15 protein-coding genes are annotated in these 16,144 nt (G+C 67.4%); 7 read left to right on the forward strand and 8 right to left on the reverse strand.

Annotation, left to right across the window (positions count from 1 at the left end; translation table 11 throughout):
- Nucleotides 1-146 precede the first annotated feature (146 nt).
- Together ACFRAU_RS04485 and ACFRAU_RS04490 are read left to right on the forward strand one after the other, a co-directional pair.
- Complete coding sequence (locus ACFRAU_RS04485) at nt 147-1,532, forward strand: DUF1524 domain-containing protein (RefSeq protein WP_377998980.1); 1,386 nt, start codon at nt 147-149, stop codon at nt 1,530-1,532.
- A 45-nt stretch (nt 1,533-1,577) separates the two neighbouring features.
- Entirely contained in the window at nt 1,578-2,315 is a 738-nt protein-coding gene (locus ACFRAU_RS04490) for an excalibur calcium-binding domain-containing protein (protein ID WP_377998981.1), read from the forward strand.
- 104 nt (nt 2,316-2,419) lie between these two features.
- On the opposite strand, the gene ACFRAU_RS04495 is transcribed toward ACFRAU_RS04490, so the two are convergent.
- The 3 genes from ACFRAU_RS04495 to ACFRAU_RS04505 are packed head-to-tail and all read right to left on the reverse strand — an operon-like array spanning nt 2,420 to nt 5,574.
- A complete protein-coding gene (locus ACFRAU_RS04495; RefSeq protein ID WP_377998982.1) occupies nt 2,420-3,685 on the reverse strand; it encodes an amidohydrolase family protein in 1,266 nt (421 codons plus the stop codon).
- The gene (locus ACFRAU_RS04500; RefSeq protein ID WP_377998983.1) at nt 3,686-4,183 is read right to left on the reverse strand and encodes a GAF domain-containing protein; all 498 of its coding nucleotides are present in this window, start codon (nt 4,181-4,183) and stop codon (nt 3,686-3,688) included. It lies immediately after the preceding gene.
- Entirely contained in the window at nt 4,180-5,574 is a 1,395-nt protein-coding gene (locus tag ACFRAU_RS04505) for an MFS transporter (protein WP_377998984.1), read from the reverse strand. Before ACFRAU_RS04505 ends, ACFRAU_RS04500 begins: the two co-directional genes overlap by 4 nt.
- Before the next feature lie 108 nt (nt 5,575-5,682).
- Between ACFRAU_RS04505 and ACFRAU_RS04510 the strand changes: the two genes are divergently transcribed.
- Complete coding sequence (locus ACFRAU_RS04510; RefSeq protein ID WP_377994934.1) at nt 5,683-6,561, forward strand: MurR/RpiR family transcriptional regulator; 879 nt, start codon at nt 5,683-5,685, stop codon at nt 6,559-6,561.
- Between the two features lie 36 nt (nt 6,562-6,597).
- Here the strand turns inward: ACFRAU_RS04510 and ACFRAU_RS04515 are convergent, their stop codons facing one another.
- Both ACFRAU_RS04515 and ACFRAU_RS04520 read right to left on the reverse strand, forming a co-directional pair.
- Complete coding sequence (locus ACFRAU_RS04515) at nt 6,598-7,338, reverse strand: ABC transporter ATP-binding protein (protein WP_377998985.1); 741 nt, start codon at nt 7,336-7,338, stop codon at nt 6,598-6,600.
- 43 nt (nt 7,339-7,381) lie between these two features.
- A complete protein-coding gene (locus ACFRAU_RS04520; RefSeq protein WP_377994932.1) occupies nt 7,382-8,503 on the reverse strand; it encodes an ABC transporter permease in 1,122 nt (373 codons plus the stop codon).
- 178 nt (nt 8,504-8,681) lie between these two features.
- On the opposite strand from ACFRAU_RS04520, the gene ACFRAU_RS04525 reads away from it, so the two are divergent.
- On the forward strand, nt 8,682-9,959 hold the full coding sequence (locus ACFRAU_RS04525; protein WP_377998986.1) for a sensor histidine kinase: 1,278 nt from the start codon (nt 8,682-8,684) through the stop codon (nt 9,957-9,959).
- Nucleotides 9,956-10,615 carry a response regulator gene (locus tag ACFRAU_RS04530; RefSeq protein ID WP_377998987.1) on the forward strand — a complete coding sequence of 220 codons (660 nt, stop codon included), beginning with the start codon at nt 9,956-9,958 and terminating at the stop codon, nt 10,613-10,615. Before ACFRAU_RS04525 ends, ACFRAU_RS04530 begins: the two co-directional genes overlap by 4 nt.
- A gap of 158 nt (nt 10,616-10,773) precedes the next feature.
- Here the strand turns inward: ACFRAU_RS04530 and ACFRAU_RS04535 are convergent, their stop codons facing one another.
- The 3 genes from ACFRAU_RS04535 to ACFRAU_RS04545 form a co-directional block, all read right to left on the reverse strand.
- On the reverse strand, nt 10,774-12,633 hold the full coding sequence (locus tag ACFRAU_RS04535; protein WP_377998988.1) for a hypothetical protein: 1,860 nt from the start codon (nt 12,631-12,633) through the stop codon (nt 10,774-10,776).
- Between the two features lie 162 nt (nt 12,634-12,795).
- Nucleotides 12,796-13,119 carry a hypothetical protein gene (locus ACFRAU_RS04540; protein ID WP_377998989.1) on the reverse strand — a complete coding sequence of 108 codons (324 nt, stop codon included), beginning with the start codon at nt 13,117-13,119 and terminating at the stop codon, nt 12,796-12,798.
- Nucleotides 13,120-13,162: 43 nt separating this feature from the next.
- Nucleotides 13,163-13,654, reverse strand: a complete 492-nt coding sequence (locus ACFRAU_RS04545; RefSeq protein ID WP_377998990.1) for a hypothetical protein — start codon at nt 13,652-13,654, stop codon at nt 13,163-13,165.
- A gap of 390 nt (nt 13,655-14,044) precedes the next feature.
- On the opposite strand from ACFRAU_RS04545, the gene ACFRAU_RS04550 reads away from it, so the two are divergent.
- Entirely contained in the window at nt 14,045-15,559 is a 1,515-nt protein-coding gene (locus tag ACFRAU_RS04550; protein WP_377998991.1) for an MFS transporter, read from the forward strand.
- Between the two features lie 109 nt (nt 15,560-15,668).
- Nucleotides 15,669-16,100, forward strand: coding sequence for an ester cyclase (locus ACFRAU_RS04555; protein WP_377998992.1), 432 nt, complete (start codon nt 15,669-15,671; stop codon nt 16,098-16,100).
- The last annotated feature ends 44 nt before the right edge of the window (nt 16,101-16,144 follow it).

Below are 16,144 nucleotides of genomic sequence, written 5' to 3' on the forward strand. Positions count from 1 at the left end.
TGGCTCAAGACCGGATCAGCGTTGTCCCAAGATCGACGCAGTTTTCGTTTTTCCGCGATGCCGAGAAATAGGCTTTTCATTAGCAACATTTCGGCTTTAGACAAAAGGCCCGGCTATATGCCGGGCCTTTCTTAATGGGGATACCAATGTCGAGCTATGAGACTCTTTTCCGGCCAGGGCCAAGCGGTGCGGCACCGGGCCCGCGACCGCCCAAAAAGCCACGCGTTTCCACCTTCATTGTCGGGGGCATCACTGCACTATTCGTGATCATGGGGGCGTTCAGCGGCGGCCTCGGCGGCGCACTGGTCTTCCTGGCCATCACGGCCTGCCTTACCGGCCTCTATGTCCTGGTGACCGGCCGCCGTTCATGGGCGTGGCTCCCGGCCAAGCGGAAGGCGGGGGCCATCGCCCTTGCCGTCTCCTTTGCCCTCTTTATCGGCGGTGCCGTCGCGTTGCCGCGGACAACCACCGGGACGCCTCAGGCCGCCCCCTCGGGGACCGCTGCCTCGCCAGCGTCCGCCGAAGCGAGCGTAACTGCCAAAGCGGCACCGGCGCCGTCGTCCGCTCTAACTGTGCAGGCGACGGGCGCACCGCTGGATCCTGACAGCCCCTACGTCGTGGCGCAGGGCACCAGCGTGGCGGCGCCGAAGTCGCAGCCTGCCTACGCCACCAAGGCCATCGACCTGCTGGCCAACCTTCCCGTCAAGGGTCGGGCGCCGAAGACGGGTTATGACCGGGGCCTGTTCGGGCAGGCGTGGGCCGACGTTGACCGCAACGGCTGCGACACACGCAATGACATGCTCAAGCGCGACCTGACGGGCATCAGCTACACCAACAGCGTGCCCTGTAAGGTGCGCTCCGGGACACTGGCGGACCCGTACACCGGCACCTCCATCAGCTTCCTGCGGGGGAGCGCCACCAGCAGCGCCGTGCAGATCGACCACGTTGTTGCCCTCAGCGACGCCTGGCAGAAGGGCGCACAGCAGCTGACCGCGGAACAGCGGACTGCGTTCGCCAACGACCCACTGAACCTCCAGTCGACGGACGGCCCCACCAACATGCAAAAGGGCGACGGCGACGCCGCCACCTGGCTGCCGCCGAACAAGGGCTTTCGGTGCGAATACGTTGCCCGGCAGATCTCGGTGAAGGCGACCTACAGCCTGTGGGTCACCCAGGCGGAACACGACGCGATGGCGCGGATCCTCGCCAACTGCTCGGGGCAGCTGGCGCCAACAAATGCGAAGGCGCCAGTCGTCGCGGCACCGGCACCTGCCGCCGCCCAACCTGCACCCGTGGTGGCCGCGCCTGCCCCGGCAGCGCCCGCTCCGGCTGCCGCTGCGCCGGCCCCGGCTCCTGTTGCTCCCGCACCTGTGGTGCCGGCACCGGTTCCCGCTATGCCGGCACCGGCAGCTGCCTACTACGCCAACTGCTCGGAGGCGAGGGCCGCAGGAGCCGCGCCGCTGTACGCGGGGTCACCGGGTTACCGGCCGGCTCTGGACCGCGACTCCGACGGCGTGGCCTGCGAACGCTAGACCCATTCCATCACTCCACAGTTTCAAACTTTCCAAGGGGGAAAAATGAAAAAGACATTGACACTACTTGTGCTGGCTGGCCTCATGCTGACTGGGTGCGGTGGCGGCAAACAGGCGGCCAGCCAGGTGGCACCGCAGCCGATAGAAACGGCCACGGCCACTCCAGAGACGGTCACTGTTCCAGGCGTGGTGAGCCTGACCCTGGACGAGGCCACGGATCAATTGGAAAATCTCGGGTTCGAGGTCGACTCCGTGGACATCGTTGACGGCAAAACGATCGTCCTGAAGAAGAACTGGCAGGTGATGTCCCAGGACGCCGGGGAAGGTGCACAGGTGGCAAAGGGCTCCATCGTTCACCTCGGCGTCAAGTCCCTGGAAAAGCTGGCGGCGGAAAAGGCGGCAGCCGACAAGGCCGCGGCGGACAAAGCTGCGGCCGTCAAGGCTGCGGCTGTCAAGGCGGCAGCAGAAAAGAAGGCCGCCGCGGACAAAGCAGCTGCAGCCAAGAAGGCTGCCGCCGATAAAGCAGCTGCAGCCAAGAAGGCTGCCGCCGATAAGGCCGCGGCGGACAAAGCTGCGGCGGACAAAGCTGCGGCGGACAAGGCCGCAGCAGATGCGCTGGCCGCACAGCAGGCGGCCGTACAGCAGGCGCCTGCGGCTCCTGCCGCCGCTTACTACGCCAATTGCGCTGCCGCCCGGGCAGCAGGTGCCGCCCCGCTGTACTCCGGGTCAGCGGGCTACCGTGCAGGACTGGACCGCGATCACGACGGCGTGGCCTGCGAGTAGCCGTCGCTGACGTCAAAGCCGTGGATACCCTCGTTGTCGAAGGTATCCACGGCTTTCTCGTTGCCCCCGTGCGACCCAACGGCGGGGCGGCCCACCGCGTCCCGTTAGTGGCTGACCACCCGCCCGTTCTGGACCAGGACGTCCAAGTGGTCGGCAATGTCGGCCAGCACCGCGATATCGGCAAGCGGGTCAGCGGAGAGCACCAGCATGTCGGCGTCCGCGCCGGGTGCGACGACGCCGATCTGGCCTTCGCGCCTCAGCAGCCGGGCCGCCGTCGTGGTTGCCGAGCGGATGGCGTCGATAGCCGGCTGGACCTTCCCCAGAAGCCGGAACTGTTCGTTCTGGTGGCGGTGCATGCCGCCGAGGAGATCGGATCCGAAAGCCATCTTGACGCCGGCTTCGTGCGCACGGGCGATGGCTTCGAGGCCGCTGCTGAGCACTGAATCCACCTTGCCCCACATTTCTTCCGTGAGGCCGAAGCTCCTGCCTTCCTCCTTGAGCGCCCAATAGGTGACCAGGGTGGGGACCAGGAAGGCGTCCTTTTCGAGGAACAGACGGAGGCTCTCGTCGTCGAGCAGGTTGCCGTGCTCGATTGAACGGACGCCGGCCTCGAGGGCCCGGTTGATGGCACGCGCGGTGTAGGCGTGGGCAGCGACGTAGCGGTTGGCGGCCTCGGCCTCCTCCACCGCCGCCCGCATCTCCTCCATCGAGTACTGGGTGGAGTCGATGCGGTCCGTGGGTGACGAAACTCCGCCGGAGGCCATGATCTTGATGTGGTGGGCGCCCTTGCGCAGTTCATCCCTCGCCGCCGCCCGGACGGCGTCCACGCCGTCGGCCACGCGGCCGATGCCGCAGCACCCGCGGCCGTTGGGCTCATGGTCTTCGCCGGGGAGGCGCATGTCGCCGTGGCCGCCGGTCTGGCTCAGTGCGTGTCCGCAAAAGTGGATCTTGGGGCCTTCCAGCAGGCCTTCCTGCTGCGCCATCGCCAGGCCGAAGTCGGCCCCGGAGAGGTCCCGGACGGTGGTGAAACCGCGGCGCAGCATCTGGCCCATGATCCGGGCCGTCTGCGCGTACACGTACGACGCCGGTGTCCATGTTAGCGAGCGGAAATCCGCACTGGAGGCGACCACGTGGACGTGGCAGTCGATAAGCCCGGGAATGACGAACTTTCCGGTGCCGTCCAGCACGCGGGCTCCCGAGGGCGCTTCGGCGTCAGGATCGATGCGGCTTATTTTTCCGTCAACGCTGACGACGTCGGCAACGGAGTAGGTGCCTGCCTCGACATCCAATACGCTGGCGTTGCGGATCACCAGCCCGGCGCTGCCGGCCGCTTCTTCGGTGGGACTCAGGGTGTTCGGGGTGGGGCTCATTTAGATGGTGTCCTTCCCGTGGACTTCGGTGGGATGGGCTGCAAAGGCTTCGGTGAGGCCGGTCAGGTTCCGGGTGACGACGGCGACGGCGGTTTCCACGCTCTGCTGCGTGTAGCGGCCTTCGGCGTCCAGCATGGCAAGGACGCCCACCACGTTGCGGTCCTCGTCGAGGACAGGAGCGTTGATGACCGCGCCGCAGCCGAGCCGCTGGATGAGTTCGGAATCGGCGAAGACTTCACGCAGGGCGTTCAGGTCAGCGGCCAGGAACGGCTCCTTGTCCTGGATAACCGTTCCCAACCAGCCCGGCGAGATTTCCACGGTTTTCTCCCCGCCCACCGGGTAGTCGGCCGGGTGGCTGGTGAAGAGCCGCCGAAGGCTGGACCGCTCCGGGATCCACTGGAGGGCCGTGAAAAGGATGACGCCGGGGTCCTTCCGCATTGCATCGAAGGTCTGCTGGAACACTGTGTCTGCTTTCCTGGAGTCCGTCATTGCGCTCATCGCCGTCCTGTCGCTGCGGGTGCCGGATCATGCTCGGCCCGGGCATTGATGTCCTCCAGGGATTTGCCCGCGGTGGAGGCGCCGAAGATGACCACGCCAAGGACGCCGATGGTCAGCACCACCGTTGTCATCACGAATACTCCGCCGAAGCCCAGGGCCACCGAGAAGATGCCGATGATGGACGGTGCCAGGATGCTGCCGATGCGGCCCACGGCACTGGCCAGTCCGACGCCGGTGGCGCGCATCCAGGTGGGGAACAGTTCCGGCGTGTAGGCGTAGACCCCGGCGTAGGTGCCGTTCAGGAAGAAGGACAAGGTTGCCGCGGCCACCAGGATCATCCCCGAGTCGTTGGACTGGCTCAGCCAGAACGCGCTGAGCGCCGATCCGGCCAGGTAAAGGGCGATGGTGTTCTTGCGGTCAATCCGGTCACACAGCCATGCCGCGGAGAAATACCCGGGAATCTGGGCGAGGTAAATGATGATTGAGTACTCGAAGCTCTTGGTGACGGTGATGCCGCGGCCCACCAGCAGGGTGGGGATCCACGAGAAGAAGCCGTAGTACGAGAACGTGATCACGAACCAGATCAGCCAGATGACAGCGGTCCGCCGGCGCATTGCCCTGGACCACATGAACTTGAGTGCGTTCCAGATGCTGATCTTTTGCCCGTGCTTGGTGATCTCTTCGCTTCCCGGAGTCAGCGGTGTGAGTTGCCTGCCGGTTGCCTTCACGACGCTCTGCTCAAAACGCTCAACCACCTCTGTTGCTTCAGCCATGCGGCCACGGCTGATGAGGAAGCGGGGCGATTCAGGCAGGCTTCGGCGCCACCACAGCAGGAGGAGGATCGGGATGGCCGTCATCACCTGGGCCCAGCGCCAGCCGTCCTCGCCCATGGGGACTACAAAGCGGCCAATCAGGGCCGCCCCAACGAAGCCGAAGGAGAAGAAACCTGCCAGCGTTCCGATGAACCAGCCGCGACGCTTCGGCGGAATGAACTCGGACAGGAACGGCGCGATGATGACGCTTTCGGCGCCGGCACCCAGGCCCGCAAAGATCCGTGCAATCAGGAAGACCTCGAAGTTGGGGGCCATGGCGGCAACCACGGACATCAGGCAGTAGAAGGCAAGCGCCCAGAGCATCACCTTCTTGCGGCCGAACCGGTCGCCCATCCATCCGGAGAGGATGGCGCCGAAGAAGAAGCCAAGCGGCGCGGCGGAGCCGACCAAGCCCAGGCTTGCGTTGCTGAGGCCCCACAGTTCCTGGATGCGCGGGAGCAGGAAGGCGACCACGGCCCCGTCCATGCCGTCAAAGGAGTACCCGAGGCCTCCGATGAGGAGAAGCTTGTAGTGTGGACGACTGAGAGCCAGACGATCCAAGCGTGCGGTGAGAGACATGGTGATTCCTGCCAAAGTGGGCCAAGTTGTACATTTTGAGGAATATGCACAAGTCTGTGCAGATGCGATGTATCGAAGTTAAGGCCAGAGTGTGAGGTAGGTCAATAGGTGAATCAAGAAATTAACTCCTCTTCGGTCACCGAGTGGCTGGACAGCCGCGTTCAGGGACGGAAATTGGCTGCGCGGCAGATGCAGGTCATCGGCATCCTCCGGTCACAGCCACGCCTCGCCTCCTACGGCTCAGTCAGCGACATCGCGGCAGCGGCGGCGTCGAACGCCTCCACCGTGACCAGAACAGCGCAGGCACTCGAATTCAAGGGCTGGGCCGACTTCCAGTTCGAGCTCCGCTCGAGGTTCCTGGCGTCGCTGAGCGCCCTGGAAGTTGCGGCCGAACACAATGGCCACATCAGCAGCCCTGCCCAGGCCGCCGTGTCCACCGACCGGGCCAACCTGGCTCACCTGGAGCGCACTCTCGATCCGGGAACTGTCCGGTCCATCGCAGAAGCGATCGCGGGGGCGCGGCAGACCCTGATTGTCGCCGCCGGAAGCTACGCGATCCCGGGCAAGGCTTTGGAGCACAACGCGGTCATCGCCGGCTACAACGTCCGGCTGCTCGACGCTGACGTGGCAGCACTGACGAACACCCTCGCGCGGGTCAGCTCCGAGGACCTCGTGATCGCGATCAGTCTGTGGAGGGTTTACGACAGCACCGTGCGCGCCATGGAGATCGCCCATAACGCCGGCGCCACGATCGCCTCTATCACTGACAGCGCCGGCTCGCCCGTCGCCGAGCACGCCGAGCAGCGGATGGTAGTCCCCACCGAAGGCGCCGGCTTCTTCCCATCGCTGACGGGCGCCGTCGCTGCGGTGCAGGCCATCGCGGTGGAACTCGCCTCCCTGGACCGTGAGCGCTCAAACAGGAACATCGCCGCGTCCGAACGGACCTGGGACCAGATGCGGATCATGCACCCCCGCTCAAGCTCCTGATTGCAGGGGAAGACGGCGTAGGGAACGGGAACACTGTCACGCCGGCACCGGCGCACTGAGCCTGCCGTCCCGCATCGTGGCCACCGCGTCGGTGAGCGGCACGAACTCGGTGTCGTGGGTGACCATCACCGTCGCCACCCGGAATTCGTCCGTGACCCTGCGCAGCAGCCGGACGACCGATGCGCTGCGCTCGTGGTCCAGGGCCGCCGTCGGCTCATCCACCAGCAGCACGCCGGGATTGCCCATCAGGGCCCTCGCAATGTTCACCCGCTGGCGCTGGCCGCCGGACAGCTGGTGCGGGCGCTTGTCCGCGTCCGGGCCGAGCCCGACCAGGTCCAGCAGGTCCGCGGCCTTCCGGCGGGCGGCCCTGAGCGGCTTCCGGCGCAGATGGTCGCCGATGATGAGCTGTTCGGCGGCAGTCAGGGACGCGAGCAGGTTGGGCTGCTGGAAGATGATGCCCACCCTGTCGCGGCGCAGCGCGGTGAGCTCCCTGTCCGGCATCCCGGCAACGTCGGTGCCGCCGATGGCCACCAGGCCGGCCGTGGGGCGGGTCAGCGTGGCGGCAACGGCCAGCAGGCTCGACTTGCCGGAACCCGACGGCCCCACGAGCGAGACCATCTGCCCGGCCCGCACCGCCAGGCTGACGCCGTCGAGGGCTTTGATGGTGCCGCTGCCGTCGGGGTACTCGAGCGTGACATTGGCCAGATTCAGGGGGAGGGGATCGGAGGGGGAAGGTACGACGGCGGGGGCCGGGGAGGCGGGGGACGTGAAGGTCATGCTGTGGTTTCCTTTGTCGAGTGCTGGGGATGGGCGGGAGGTGTTAGTTGCCGCCGAGGGCGATCAGCGCGTCCACCCTGGTGACGCGCCGGACGGCCAGCGCGGCGCCGGCCAGGCCCAGGGCGATGATCCCGAGCACCGGGAGCAGCGTGGTGGCGGGCGTCAGCAGGAACGGCGCGGCCTTGGCGGCGGAGGAACCGCCCAGGATGCCGAGTGCGCCGCCGGTGCCGGCCCCGGCCAGCAGGACGATCGCCGCCTGCGTGAGGGCGTCGCGCAGGACGTAGGAGCCGGAGCCGCCCAGGGCCTTCAGCACCGCGACGTCGCGGGTGCGCTGCACGGTCCACACGGTGAGGAAGGCCACGATGACCAGCGCGGAGATGCCGTAGAGGAAGGCCTGCATCAGCAGCAGTGAGCCGTTCTCGCTCTTGAACGAAGCCAGGGCCTGGAAGGATCCGGTGCGGGACGCGGTAACGGTGCGGGCGGCGGTGTTGCCCGCGGACTCGTCCACGCGGGTGCCGTCCCGGTAAGTGACGGCGAGGACGGTGCCCAGCTGCCGCGGGTCGGTGATGTGGGCCAGCCGGGACCAGTCGGGAAGGGCGGTCCACACCACGCTGGTGTGGGAGTACCACTGGTCCTCCACCACGGCGCTGACGGTCAGGTCGGTGCCGCCGACGCTGGCCGTGTCGCCAACGGTGAGCGAGAGGTCCCTGGCCACGGTGCTGCCGATCACCACGGTGCCGGGCGCGGCGGCGGCCGGCGCCAGCCCGCCGTCGGCCGCCACGCCGAACACCGCAACGTTCGCGGTGCCGCCGGGAGCGGAGCCGGAACCGCCGGCCTGCAGGCGGGCCTGGCTGATTCCGACCGCCCCGGCGGCGTCCACGCCGGGGACGCGCTTCCACGCGTCGAGCTGCCCGGCGGTCACCGCACTCTCGGTGTAGGACGCCTTGGGCTCGCCGGCGCCGGGGGCGCCGAAGACGATGGTGTCCACCGGCCGGGATCCGCCGGTGCCGGTGCCCAGTTTGGCAATGGCCGACGTCGACTGGTCGCCGAGGCCGGCGGTCAGCCCGGAAAGCATGACCAGGAGCAGCGTAATCAGGGCGACAACGCCGCCCATCAGGGCGAAGCGGCCCTTGGCAAAGCGGATGTCGCGGAGGGCAAGAAACACAGGAACACTTCTTTCGGTTGGCGGAGGCAGCCGTGTGGAATGGCCGCTGCATCCACTCTCCGGTGTGGGCCTGCCGCCAACATGGGGGAGAAGGATGATTCGCGCGGGACGGGCGGTTGATTCCGGAGTCAACCGATCGGTTGATCCGGCCCGGAAATCCACGGCATATGCTGAAACAATGTCTGCTCCGCCGTCCGGGACCGCGATCCTGCTTTTCCTCAGGGTCACCCTCCATGTCGGCTTCGCCGTCCTGCTCGGGGTGGCCACCCTGGGGCTGCTGGCGGGCGGCGGTGTCAATGGCAGCCGCTACGGCTGGGCGGCGCTCGCGGCGGTGCTGGCGGGTGTTTACCTGGCCGGCACGCTGGTGGAGAAGCGCTTCGCCGCGGGCACGTCCGGCTTCGACCCGCGGCGGTACGCGGTGCTGTGGCTGGGAACCGTCACGGTGCTGTGGGTGATGCTGCTGGCCGGCAGCGCGGACTTCTCCTGGCTGGCGTTCCCGCTGTTCTTCCTGCACCTGCACGTCCTGCCGCGGCCCGTGGCCCTGGTGAACATCGCACTGCTGACGGCGGCGGTGATCGCCTCGCAGTGGGCGGCCAGCGGGCAGGCCGTTCCGCATGTCGCCTTGGTGCTGGGGCCGGTGGTGGGCGCGGCCTTCTCGGTGGTGACGGGCCTGGCGTACCGGGCGCTGTACCGGGATGCGGAGAACCAGCGCCGCGCGGCCGATGAGCTGCGCCGTACCCGCGCGGACCTGGCGAGGACCCAGCACGACGCCGGTGTGCTGGCCGAGCGGGAACGGCTCGCCCGGGAGATCCATGACACCCTCGCCCAGGGGCTGTCCAGCATCCTGCTGGTGGCCCGGGCTGCGGAGAAGTCACTGCGCGATGGAGATTCGGCCACCGCAGGGGAGCGGCTGGCGCTGGTGCAGCAGACCGCCGCGGAAAACCTGGCCGAGGCGCGGCATTTCGTTCGCGGCCTGGCCTCGCCGCAGCTGCAGGAATCGTCGCTGGTGGACGCGCTGCGCCGGCTCTGCGACGAAACCGGGGCGCTCGCCGCCGCCCGGGGTTCCGGGTTGCGGTGCCGGCTGGAGGTGGAGGGCGGGCCGGCTGAGCTGCCGCAGCCGTACACGGTGGCGCTGCTGCGGGCCGCGCAGGCGAGCCTGGCCAACGTGCGGGAGCACGCCGGCGCAGGAACGGCCGTGGTGACCCTGGCATTCCTGGGCAACGAGGTGACGCTGGACATTTTCGACGACGGCGTTGGCTTTGACCCGGCCGGTCTGGATCCCGTCGGGGCCCAGCCGCCCGTGGCCGCGCGGCCCGACGGACGCGGGTTCGGGCTGCGCTCGCTGCAGGATCGCGTGGCCGTGCTGGGCGGCTCACTGGACCTGGAGTCCGCGGCCGGTGAGGGCACGGTGGTGGCGGTCCGGCTGCCGCTCGACGGTTCGGAGAACCAGGCGTGACAGAGGACATCCAGGTGCTGCTGGTGGACGACCACCCCGTGGTCCGCGCAGGCCTGCGGGCGATGCTCACCGAGTTCGACGGGATCTCCGTGGCAGCCGAAGCGGCGCACGGGGAGGCGGCGCTGCAGGAGCTGGCCCGGCTGAGCGCCCTGGGCGGGCGGGTGGACGTGGTGCTGATGGACCTGCAAATGGGCGCCGGCATGGACGGCGTGACGGCGACGTCAAGGATCCGGCTGCTGGACAACGCGCCGCCGGTGCTCATCCTGACCACCTACGACACCGACGCCGACATCCTCGCGGCCGTCGAAGCCGACGCCAGCGGCTACATGCTTAAGGACGCGCCGCCGGAGCAGATCCGGCAGGCGGTGCTTGCCGCCGCGGCCGGGCAGACGGCGCTCGCCCCGAGGGTGGCCGCGCTGCTCATGGGACGGATCAGCAGCCCTGCCCCCGCGCTCACACCGCGGGAGGTCCAGCTGCTGGAGCGGCTGGCCACTGGCTTGTCCAACCGCGCCATCGCCAAGGAAATGTTCATTTCCGAGGCCACGGTGAAGACCCACCTGGTGCACATCTACGAGAAGCTCGGCGTGGACAACCGCACGGCGGCCATCGCCGTGGCCACTGAACGGCGGATCATCCGGGGGCTGGGGCCGCGGTGACCGGTTAGCCCCGGAACGCGGGGTCGGACCCGCTCAGATTCCGGGCCGGAGCGGCACCTATCGGAAGGCCCCGTATTTACCGCGTTGTGATGCCGAGAGTCCCTGCCCTAGGGACAGCAGCCGCGTGGGGATTGCGGCCCCCACGCCGTCACCCGTCATCAGACAGTGCTTGGTCCGATCACCCACCGGGAGGCCGAGGCGCGCGCGGTGTTGAGGTAGTTGGGCTTCTTGAAGGTGACCACGACGCGGATGAACTTGTCCCGGTCGTTTGCGGTCAGCCGGTAGCTCGAGGAGGTCGCTCCTGCGATGGGGCGGCCCTCACGCTGCCACTGCCAACTGACCGACGTCGGGACCGGGGAGGGCAGGGCCGTGGAAGCCCTCAGGATTTGTCCGGGAGTAAACGCTCCGCGGACGATGACGCCCTGAACCACCGGCGTGGGGAGCCTGGTGAACACTGCCAGCGGCCGGATGGCGCGGGACGTCTGGGTGGCATTGACGAAGCCTGCGCGCTTGAACGTCATCCTGTAGGTGATCTGGTGCCACTGGTCTGCTGCGGTGAGCCGGTAGGACGTTCGGGTGGCCCCGGCGATCGGCTTGCCGTCGCGGTACCACTGGTAGGTGACGGAAGTGGCTGTGGGCGTGGTGGGGCTGGTCCGGGCGCTCACGGTGTAGCCGGTCGCTGCCGTGCCGATGATCAGGGGAGTGGCGCCGAGGTAGAAGTAGCCCGGCGGGGCCACCGCCGCGGACGCGGGGCTCAGACCGCCGTCGTAGTTGGCCTTCTCGTACTGGATCCGGGCGGTGATCTTGTGGCCGGCGTCAACAGTGGTGAGCCGGTAGGTGGGGTCCGTGCTGGGGCCGCTGATCTCGCCGCCGTCGCGGTACCAGTAATAGCTCACCGCATCGGGAGCCGGAGTCGGGACCGGTCCGGGGACAGCGGTGAGCAGCTGGCCAGCCAGGGCAGTGCCCTTGATGGTGGGCGCGCTCATGGCGGCGAACTTGCCATAGACCTGAAGACTGCCGCTATCCATTCCTGAGCCGATGAAGTTGGCGGAGACGGGATGGGCGTAGACGCTGATGGGTCTGCCAACGTCCTCGGTGCGGACGGTGTACGTGGATGCGGTGGCTCCCGGGATCATGCTGACGCCGCCGCGGGGGCTCTGAAGCCGCCACTGGTAGGTGTACGTGACTGATCCTGGTGCGGGTGCAAACGGGGTTGAAGCGCTTTTGGTCACCGCCGGAGCAGAGGCCTTCAGTACCTGCCCGGGATATGCGGCGTAGGGCGCTGCGGTGCTGGTGCCCACCGTGATGACGGGGGCCGACGCCGGCTGGATCAGTCCCCGGTATGCCGTGCCGAAGCTTGTGGCCACAGTCGAGGTCCGGTACCCGGGTGCGGAGAGGGTCGTCTCCGCCGTGATCTGGGCGCCCATGTCAGCCTCGGCCACGGTGTAGCGGGCCGGGGCGTCGGGGATAGGTGTCCCGTTCCGGAACCACGCCGTGGCGATGGTGACGTCGGCCTGGCTGAGGACAGGCCGGGTGGACGTCCAAACCTTCACGCCGAGTTCGGTGCCCAGGACAGGCATAGCGTCGGTGGCCAATGTCGCCGAGAGGTAGCCGAGGACAGGTTCCGTCTCCTCGGACGTCAGGACTATGGGCTCAGCGTCGGGACTCGTGGCGGTGACCCGGACGGACATGCGCTTGCCGAAGTCCGCGTCCTGGGGCGCGTAGTACGGCCACGGGTTTGCCGGTATCTGGGCTTCGCCGTCACGCAGGAACTGGTAGCTCAGGGTGCCGGCTGGCTGGGGGCCCGAAAACACGGCCCGAAGCCCGGACCCGACAGTCGGGCTGCCCTCCAGGCTGACCGCCGGAGCAGGGGCAGGCGCTTCAATGACGGGGCTGGCCGCTTCGTCGGCCACCGCCACTGGGACGGGCGCGGAAAAGGACAGCAGGCCCAAGAGTACGCAGAGAGCGGACACTGCCCGGCGGCCTGCACACGGCAGGCCCGATGAAGTTGTGGTCACGTGCTGTTCCCCCAGCTCGGTGTGGGCCAAGCTGTGACCGCACGATTTTTCGCTGAGGATATCCGACGCGGGCACGGTTCGCCAAAAAGCCTGTTCTCAGCCAAGGCGTTGCCGGCCGTACCGCCAACCGGCCGTTGCTCCCGTGCCGGGTAGGGGACTCCGCTACTGGGCGGAGCGCCGGATGCGGGCCAGCCGCACCAGCCGGCTGAACGCAAGGATGAAGACCACCTCGATCAGCACCATCAGCCCGAGCATCAGCCAGTGCCCCTGGGTGATGAATACGACAACGCCGGTGAGGACCAGCACGGTTCCAAGGGCCAGGGCATACACAGCGAATCCGAGGGCCACCTTTGCACTGCGCACGCCGGTGCGGAACCCAAAACCCTGCGGCAGTCCGCCAGGCAATCCCTGGACGCGGTCAGGCCCTGCGGGCGGGAGCCTGTCGAACTCCTGCCACAGATCCTTGTCGTGATCCCGATCGGTCATGCTTCCATTATCCCGCGCAGCGGGGAGGCCGGTGCCCCGGGATCTACGGGAGTACCTGAATCATCCCCTGCGCGTCAGCCCGGGCCGGCTGTTCCCCAGCGGGGAGTGCCGTCCCGAAGGAATTCCCTGACGAGATCTGCCGCTTGACCTGCTCAAGCTCAACTTTGAGCTGGTCAACGGTGGCACGGTATTTTTCGAAGTCCGCCGCCCGGCGCCTGTCCATGACGTAAGTGATGACGGTGGCGAGAATGCCCAGCGGGAACGACACCATCAGGGCCCAGCCGGACGTGCCAAGGAAGCCCAGCGCTATGGGCAGGGCCTGCTTGAATGCCAGGAACGCGTTCACCCCGCCCACCACGGAGTTCAGAGCGGAGTCCAGGGGACCCAGGAACTGCCCCACCATGGGCGTCCCGGAAAATGACGGGGCGCTCAGCGGCGGTTCTCCATCAGACCACCGCGGATCACCGACATGGTTCAGGACGTAGATCCCGGCACCGGCGTTGAGGGCCGCGAAGAGTAGGACGGCGCCAAGCACAGTCCAATGAAGCCTGCGCGGACGCCAAACACCGACCGCAAGCGCGAAGACGGTGGCCGCAACCCAAGAAAAGATGCCGAGTTGGTCGCGGCTCAGGCCGCCCAGTAAATCCAAGGAATTCCCCGCCCCTTACGGTTGATGTCGATGCCTGTTCAGGCCGCATGCGAGCCTATCCCAGTCACTGCCGCGCAGGCGTCAGCGACGCGTAGGTCCCCGTAGGTGCAGGGAGAACGGACGACGGCGGCAGCCGGGCCATGTGAATGTGCTGCGGTTTTCGTTGTTGTGCCAGAACGCCGGTGGGAAGATGGTCGGAGAGTTGGGCACTGATTGGGGGTGCCGGCCGAACGGCGGCGCGTGCCCGGTCCGAAAGACAGGAACGGTGACCGAGCCATGACAGAGCCCCATCTGCAGCAGCGCCGGCTGCGCGTGTCCGACGTCAACGTCGTCAACCACCGCACGCTGCGGAAAGCGCTCGGCGGGACCATCGTGGGCAACACCATGGAGTGGTACGACGTCGGCGTGTTCGGCTACCTGATCACCACCATGGGCCCGGTGTTCCTGCCCGAAGCGGACAGGGCAGTGCAGAATCTGTTCCTGCTGGGAACCTTCGGCGCCACGTTCATCGCCCGTCCCCTGGGCGGCATCTTCTTCGGCTGGCTCGGCGACAAGATCGGCCGCCAGAAGGTCCTGGCCATGACACTCTTGATCATGGCCGCGGCGACGTTCGTCGTCGGCCTGCTTCCCGGCTACGCGGTGCTGGGCATCTGGGCGGCGGTGCTGCTGGTGATCACAAAGCTGATCCAGGGCTTTTCCACCGGCGGTGAGTACTCCGGCGCCACCACGTTCGTGTGCGAGCACGCGCCGGACCACCGCCGCGGGTTCTTCGTCAGCTTCCTGGACATGGGCAGCTACCTCGGCTTCGCGCTGGGTGCCGGGATGGTGTCCGCCCTCCAGCTGATCCTAGGCCAAGGGCAGATGGAGGCGTGGGGCTGGCGCATCCCGTTTCTGATTGCCGGTCCGCTCGGCGCCGTCGCCATCTACTTTCGCATGAAGATCGAGGAATCGCCCGCCTTCAAGGCCACCCAGGAGGCCGAAGCTGTGGCCGCCGCCCACCACGAGACCGGAGACGAACTCCGTCCCGTCGGCCCGGTCGGGATCTTCAAAGACCACTGGCGCCACATCGTGCTGGCCATGATCCTCGTGGCCGCCGGCAACACGGTGGGCTATGCCCTCACGTCCTACATGCCGACGTACCTCACCACCAACAAGGGATACGACGAGATCCACGGGACGCTGCTCACTGTTCCGGTGCTGGTGGTCATGTCCCTCTGCATCCCGCTGACGGGCCGCCTCTCGGACAGGATCGGCCGCCGCCCTGTGCTCTGGATTGGGGCCGTCAGCACGGTGGTGCTTGCGCTCCCCGCGTTCCTGCTGATCGCCGTCGGAACCGTTCCCGCCACGCTCGCCGGCCTGGCGATGATCGCGTTTCCGGTGGCGTTCTTCGTTGCCATTCTCGCGTCGGCGCTGCCGGCTCTGTTCCCCACGGCGCACCGCTACTCCGCGATGGGCATCGCCTACAACTTCGCCGTGGCGATCTTCGGCGGCACCGCCCCGTTCATCATCGCCGCGCTAATCCAGGCGACAGGCAACGACCTGATGCCTGCTTTCTACCTCATGGCGACGTCGGCCATCGCCGCGGTTGCCATCTACTTCCTGCCGGAGTCCGCGAAGCGGCACCTGCCCGGTTCCATGCCCAGCGTGGACTCGGAAGCAGCCGCCCGCGAGCTGGTGGCGACGCAGGACCACAACCCCCTGCTGGAGATGGACACGCTGCCGTTCGACAGCAGCTACGAGGCCGCGCAGGCGGCTCACGGGGAACGTCCCAGCAGGCCGACGGTGATGTGAAGCAGGGCGGGTGACCCGTCCCAACTTGGCCTTAGCAACTGAGCGTTGACTATGGCTCCCGTCGGCCTACGATGAGGCGCATCAGGACATTTCAAGGAGGAGATGTGTGATGTCACGCGCTGAAGTAGAGCAGCTCGACGACCGCGGAATGGCGGCCTGGGACCAGCACGACACGGCGGCGTTCGCCGGCCTGCTGGCCGATGATTTCACCTTTGAGGACGTCATGGCCCCTGCACCCTTCCGCACCCGGGAAGAGGTCCAGGCCTACATGAACGCATGGTTCGAGGCGTTTCCGGACATGCACGCCAGAACCACCAGAAGGGTGATCAGCGACGACGAAGTGGCGGCGGAAATCGAATTCACCGGCACCAACACCGGGCCGCTCCACATGGGCGACAAGGAAATTCCGGCCACGGGCAAGTCGGTGGTGGGGTCCGGGACGTACTTCGCCTCGGTCAGGGACGGAAAGATCGTCTCCTTCCGCGCCCATCCGGACGTCGCATCCATGATGGGGCAGCTCGGGCTGATGCCTGGGATGTGAGCCGAGAAGGAAGGATTTGAGCATAAAAGGAGGCCGGCATTCCG

Source organism: Arthrobacter sp. NPDC056691 (genome assembly GCF_042791415.1).
GTDB lineage: Bacteria > Actinomycetota > Actinomycetes > Actinomycetales > Micrococcaceae > Arthrobacter.